The sequence below is a fragment of the Streptomyces sp. NPDC058877 genome, assembly GCF_042742855.1.
Classification (GTDB): domain Bacteria; phylum Actinomycetota; class Actinomycetes; order Streptomycetales; family Streptomycetaceae; genus Streptomyces.
The window spans coordinates 1-5112 of the sequence record NZ_JBHYMF010000313.1 but is presented as its reverse complement, the minus strand read 5'-3'; the positions used below and the strand labels follow the sequence as shown (position 1 = coordinate 5112).

Sequence of the window (5112 nt, the reverse complement as noted above, 5' to 3'; positions counted from 1 at the left end):
GGGCGAGTAGACCTTCATCACCATAAAAGATGCCTCCTACCCGACCCCTGGCGGGGCCGGGATCAGAGGTGTCCACCACTCGGGGACAGGTCCCGCCAGCACGACGGCGGCGTCCTTGCGCCGCTGGTCGACGCTGCGGACCAGGACCGGCAGCACGGGCAGGCGCTCGCGGGTGCGGGCATCCATCCGTGATTTGCGGCGCCGCTTATCCTTCTTGCGGTTGATCTCCTCGCTGCCGATCGGGCAGGGGGCGACCCAGCCGGCCCAGCGGGCGGGATCTTCGACGGCCCAGTGCGCCAGGTCCAGGTAGAAGGCCCGCACCGGGGTGAGGCACTCGCGGTAGTTGATGCGAGGTGCCTCGGTGGTGATCCGGCGGCCGTCCGGGGTGCGGACGGTCTTGGTGGTGGTGCGAAGCCGTTGCTTCCAGGCGTCGGCGACATCCGTCGGCAGGTGCAGGCTGTCGATGCCCGGGTGGTGCCGTTCCAGGTCGGACCAGAACAGCTTGGCCAGGTAGTAGGACAGCGCATCCAGGCTGTTGTAGTCCAGTGCCGGCTGGCGTTCTCGCAGGTAGTCGACGAGAAGGTCGCGGACGGGGCGGCAGGTGATGCCGTAGCGGTCGATCAGCTCCTCGGGCGTGCGCTGTCCGCTCGTCCGCAGTTCGCGCAGCGTCGCCGGGGCCTGAGCGTCGAAGACGTCCAGGTCGTGCAGGACCCGATAGAACAGGTGGGTGGCTCCGACGGAGGTGCCACGCAGATCGGCCTCGATGTCCAGCAGCTCCAGGACGTCGCCCGGGACGATGTCGGCGATGATGCCGCCCTTGGCGACGAGGATCTGGGCAGCGCGGTAGGCGGTGCGGGTCGCCGCGGCCGTGTTGACGCTCGGATCCGTAGCGCAGCGTTCCCGCAGCCGGGCGAAGCCGGCCGGGTCGCGGTGCTGGGCGAGCATGCCGACGAGCGCGCTGCTGCGAAGCGACGAGGTGATCAACCAGGGCAGTGAAGGCCGGACGAGGTCGGCGCAAAGAGCGGGGTGCACCGCCCGGAAGAAGGACTCCTGGCGCCAGGGGACCTCGTGTCCGCGCTCACGCATCCAACGCAGCGGGATCTCCCGCCAGTTGGCGCCGTCATCGTCGGCGCCGCTGGCCAGCCAACGCTCCTGCCAGGTGGTGCCGGGCTGATCGGCGAGCCAGTCCAGCAGCAGGCCGAGCCCGAACTTGCGACCGTTGTTGTCACAGGCCGGGGCGAAGGGCTCGGCGGCCAGTCGGCCCCAGACCTCCTCGCGGCTCTGCCCGGTCGCGGGCCATGCGTCCTCCCGCGGACGCGCTCGGACCAACCCCGTGACTGGCCGCGGCGGTGAAGCCGCCGCGGCCTGCGCGGTCTCCAGCGTCATGGTCATCAGTGGGCCGTCCCGAACAGCACGTCCAGCGACTCGGCCGAGTAGCCAGGGGCAGCGGCGGGTGCAGTGCGAGCGGCGGCCTGTCTCGTCTGCTCGGCATGGTGGGCCAGCAGCCGCCGAATGACCTCCTCCTTGCGGGGCGTGAGATAGATCTGAGTGGTAGTCAACTGTGCATGTCCGAGGACGTATTGGACATCGGTAAGTGGGAGGCCGGGGTCCTCGGCCATTCGGTAGGCGGCGGTGTGCCGTAGGGCATGCAGCGTCGCCTCGGTGCCGGCCTTGTTGTTGGCCCGCTCGAACATTCGGTGTGCCGCGTGGTAGGTCAGCGGCCGTGACGGGTTGCGCAACGTCCACCACAGAGGAAACCGCCGCCCCTTCGGGATCGCGTCCTCCAGCTCCAGCTGATAGAGCCGCAGCCAGACGAACGCGTCCGTCGAGGCCGGAAGCTCCTGGATCTCGCCGGTGCCCTTGCGGACCACGCTGATCAGCTGCCGGCCGGGGTCGACCCCGCCCTGCCACGCGGACAGCAACTCGCTGGCCCGGGCGCCGGTGGAGACGTAGAAGGCGACCAGGGCCCGGTCACGGTGAGAGGGCAGCCGGGCGAAGATCTCGTTGAACTCCGCGTCCGGGACGCTGCGAGGAATCCGCTGCGGCAGCCTCGGCCGGTAGAGGCCGATGCGTTCGTTGCGCGGCGGATCCATCGGGTTGCGGTGAGCATGCGCTCGCCGCCCCCGCCGCGAGCGGTCCAGCGGAAACGGGTTGAGGACCGGCCCGGTGCCGGCATCGCGGTGGAAGTCGTAGAAGGTCCGCAGCACCGTCTCGCTGTGCGTACGGACCGACGTCGCGTACGGCTTCCCGCCGGCAGCCCACCGGCCAGCCTGGTCCGGGCGCCGCCAGTGCCGACGGGACGGCTGCCCAGCGATCTGCAACCAGCGGGAGAAGTCCCTGGCCTCGATACGCTCGGCGCGATCCCACGGCACGTCGACGGCCCAAAGGAAGCGGTACCAGCGCAACAGGTCCATCCCGTAGGAACGAGCCGTTGTCGCTGGCCGCCCGGCCGCCTGCAGGTCCCTCAGGAAGGCAGCGACTCCCTCAACCGGCGTCCCCTCCGGACCGACGAGCCGGTAGGGCTCCCACGGATCGGCCGTGGCCACCAGCTCGCCGATCAAGGGCACAGACAGGACGGACAGGTCTCTCGATGACTCCACGGCCAGCCCAACGACGATCCGGCCGAAGGGTCACTGACCTGCTAAGACGCCCCCAGTAGTTCAGTCAACGGGTAGTGCGAGCGGAAGGCGGTCCAGCGTTCGGCCTCCACCCGGCGGCGTGAGAGGCCCAGCACCTGGGCGACCGCCGCCCTAAGGTTGTCATAGCGGACCTTCCCGGTCGGCACCCCGCCCAGCACGGTGAGAGCGTGAACGTGGCCTTCGAAGAACGCCTCCTGCCCCGCCGAGGCGAAGACGCGGTGGACGGCCTTGCCCGAGTACGACATCCGGAACGCGAACAAGTAGCAGGTCACCAGCTCGCCGGCCAGCTTGACCGTGACGTCCCCGAAGTCGACTTCGGCCTCGGAGCCGGGCCTGTGGCTCTGCGGGACGAAAGCGTCGACCACACCCTTGCCGGCCTCCAGCCGGATCTCCTCGCGGCGGGCAGCGACGTAGCCACGGACCATCTGGTAGGAGACCTCGGCGCCATCCTCGTCCAGCAGCCGGTCGACCACGAGGTAGAGCGGGGCGTAGTACTCGGCGTACCTCTTTCGCTTCACGACCCGGTCGGTGTCCCGGTTCGACTCGGAGGTGACCTCGACGATGAGGAGGGTGTCCTCGGGAAGGAGCGCGGCGGCCCCCTTGGCCTGGGCGGCAGGGACGACGGCGATGTCGGGGACGTACCAGTTCGACGAGCCGGGAAGGTCGAGGTTGCCGGATCCGGTGACGCAGCCCAGTTCGCGGGCGCGGGGCCGGATCTGGTCGCGGATGGTCTCGGCTGCGGCTTCGTGGTCCCAGGTCGGCGACACGGGCTCGATGATTCCCTCGATGATCTGGGCGCGGTCGCCTCGGATGTGCTGGACGGCGTACTTGAGTGCTTTTTCGGGGTCGTCGATGCCGTGGTAGTTGGGGGCTGTGCTCATCATCCGTCCTGCGTCCCGTCCGAATGGTGGGTGGTGGGTCCCGACGCTACCGCGCTATGACTGCTGATGGCAGGAGACGGGGCTTCGGCCCCTCGTACGGGGCCGACTGTTCGTAGCGGTCGTTACCGAGCATGTGGGGAGCGTCGCGCAGCAGAACCAGTGCGTGTACACCGGCCGTGCACTGGGGCTTCACTCCGGCACGGCCCTCGTTGCGCAGGGCTGTGGCGAGGTCGTCGAAGGTCCGGGCCATCTGCCTGCGCCACTGTCCGTCGCGGCCCGTAGCGGCTTGCGGGCGGCGCCCCGTCCCTTGTCCCGGTTGGTGGTGAGGGCCAGGCGTTCCCGCAGTCGCTGGGGTATTCAGAGACTCAGGTGGTAGGCCTTTTCCGTTACACGCAGCGGGGCGTCGGCCGGGCCCTGGATGAAGGGGCCGCGCCAGAGGACCTTTGTGCTGGTCGAGACGAAGAACGCCCACTACATCGCCATGATCAAGCGGAATCAGCCGACCGCCCACCGGCAACTCGCCGCCCTGCCCTGGCCTGACATCGCCGTCCAGCACACCGCTTCCTCTGCCGGACACGGCCGCCGGGAGTCCCGCTCGATCAAGACCTGCGGCATCGCCGACGAACTCGGCGGGATCGCCTTCCCCCACGGCCGCCTCGCCCTCCGCGTCCACCGACGCCGCAAACAGACCGGCGAGCGCGAAAGCCACGAGACCATCTACGCCGTCACCAGCCTCGACGCCCACCAGACCACCCCGGCCGAACTCGCCGCCGCCGTCCGCGGCCACTGGGCCGTCGAGGCCCTGCACCATGTGAGAGACGTGACCTACGCCGAGGACGCCTCCACACCGGCACCGCACCCCGCGCCATGGCCACCTTCCGCAACCTCGCCATCGACCTGCTCAAAACCCTCGGAGCCGTCAACATCGCCAAGACCACCCGCGCAATCCGCGACCAGCCCGAACGAGCCCTCCCGCTCCTGGGCATCACCAACAACCCGGACACCCAGGGAACTTGATCAAGCCCTGGCCCTGAACAGCCCGGATGTTTCCCAACGACGACTATGAATCAGCCCTGGGCGAACTCTCTTGACGTCTCAATGGATGGATGCTTAACGTCTTGATCGTTTAGAGATTCCAATTGCAGGCAGGACCTGTGCGGGGGATGCGGTAACGGTGCTCGGAATAGATAGATCGACCGTGGTAGTGTGGCCCGAAGTTTCCCGGACGGCGATTCTTGGCCACCGATGTTCGGGGAAACGGGCCGAAAGCTCGATAACGTGTCCGTAAAGACTACTGAGAAGGGCACTCCAGAGTTCTCGCGTCTTCTTAAGACGCCCGTCTTCAGGCGGTTCTTCCTCAGTCGGGCCGTCTCCCTCATCGGTGACGCGGTGGTGCCGACCGCACTGGCTCTCAGTCTCGTGGCACGAGACGCCTCCGCCGTTTGGCTCGGTGCCATGATGGCTGCGGCAATCCTGCCCAAGGTCCTGCTGCTGGCCCTAGTACTCCAGTGCGGTTTTGTGATCTACCCGGTGGGTTCGTTGGCGGACCGTCGTTGGTAGTGGCTTTGTCGGGCTGTTGCCTGGTGGCGTCT

The 5112-nt window shown here is 68.3% G+C and carries 4 protein-coding genes and 1 pseudogene; 1 reads left to right on the top strand and 4 read right to left on the bottom strand.

Annotated features, from left to right (window positions below; genetic code table 11):
• Positions 1-36: 36 nt before the first annotated feature.
• From ACFW2Y_RS34665 to ACFW2Y_RS34650, 4 genes and pseudogenes are all read right to left on the bottom strand, one after another.
• Positions 37-1392 (bottom strand): hypothetical protein, encoded by a 1356-nt coding sequence (locus ACFW2Y_RS34665; RefSeq protein ID WP_384887387.1) that lies wholly within the window; start codon positions 1390-1392, stop codon positions 37-39.
• Positions 1392-2567: a tyrosine-type recombinase/integrase gene (locus tag ACFW2Y_RS34660; RefSeq protein WP_384887384.1), complete on the bottom strand. Its 1176-nt coding sequence runs from the start codon at positions 2565-2567 to the stop codon at positions 1392-1394. The genes ACFW2Y_RS34665 and ACFW2Y_RS34660 overlap by 1 nt, the downstream gene beginning before the upstream one ends.
• A gap of 533 nt (positions 2568-3100) precedes the next feature.
• A pseudogene (locus ACFW2Y_RS34655) lies at positions 3101-3520 on the bottom strand (Uma2 family endonuclease); the annotation flags it as partial.
• A gap of 46 nt (positions 3521-3566) precedes the next feature.
• A complete protein-coding gene (locus ACFW2Y_RS34650; protein WP_384887381.1) occupies positions 3567-3770 on the bottom strand; it encodes a hypothetical protein in 204 nt (67 codons plus the stop codon).
• Between the two features lie 195 nt (positions 3771-3965).
• Between ACFW2Y_RS34650 and ACFW2Y_RS34645 the strand changes: the two genes are divergently transcribed.
• Positions 3966-4586, top strand: coding sequence for a hypothetical protein (locus tag ACFW2Y_RS34645; RefSeq protein WP_384887378.1), 621 nt, complete (start codon positions 3966-3968; stop codon positions 4584-4586).
• Positions 4587-5112 lie beyond the last annotated feature (526 nt).